Raw genomic sequence first — 204 nt, forward strand, 5'->3', positions numbered from 1 at the left:
ATCGCCGAGGCGCGGCGCGAGGAAATCGACTGGGTGCTCAGCGACCAGCCCGGCGACATCGCCGCCGAACTGACCCCGGACATGCTGCGCGAACGCCTGACCCAACGCTACTTCCAGGACTACGCCAGCGCCTGGCTGACGTTCCTCAACCGCCTGCGCTGGCAGCCGGCCAACAGCCTGGGCGAGGTGATCGACCAGTTGACC

General features: G+C 68.1%; 1 protein-coding gene. It reads left to right on the forward strand.

From position 1 onward, the window contains the following. Nucleotides 1-204 (forward strand): ImcF-related family protein (locus tag NQL71_RS29855; protein WP_274643811.1); only part of this gene is annotated, 204 nt, incomplete at both ends.

Origin of the sequence: Pseudomonas serbica, assembly GCF_028823535.1 — a bacterium.
GTDB classification, from domain to species: Bacteria; Pseudomonadota; Gammaproteobacteria; order Pseudomonadales; family Pseudomonadaceae; genus Aquipseudomonas; species Aquipseudomonas serbica.